General features: G+C 71.0%; 1 protein-coding gene. It reads left to right on the top strand.

All coding sequences use genetic code 11. The annotated features are described in order from the left end of the window. Window positions 1-255: enolase C-terminal domain-like protein (locus IB278_RS33750; protein WP_412556341.1), on the top strand; the 255-nt coding region annotated here is incomplete at both ends.

Here is a 255-nt window from a genome sequence, read left to right as displayed (position 1 = left end):
ACGGCGGCTGGCTGCTGGCCGATGCGATCCGCCTGTGCCGCGACCTGCACGGCGTCATGGCCTATGCCGAAGACCCCTGCGGCGCCGAAGGCGTGTTCTCCGGCCGCGAGGTGATGGCCGAGTTCCGCCGCGCCACGGGCCTGCCGACCGCCACCAACATGGTCGCCACCGACTGGCGCGAGATGGTGCACAGCCTGTCGCTGCAGTCGGTCGACATCCCGCTGGCCGACCCGCACTTCTGGACGATGCAGGGCT

The organism is Variovorax sp. VRV01 (assembly GCF_014852545.1).
In the GTDB taxonomy this organism is placed as follows: Bacteria; Pseudomonadota; Gammaproteobacteria; order Burkholderiales; family Burkholderiaceae_C; genus Variovorax; species Variovorax beijingensis_A.
Note: the sequence above shows the minus strand (reverse complement) of the source record. Positions and strands in the feature narration are given on the sequence as shown.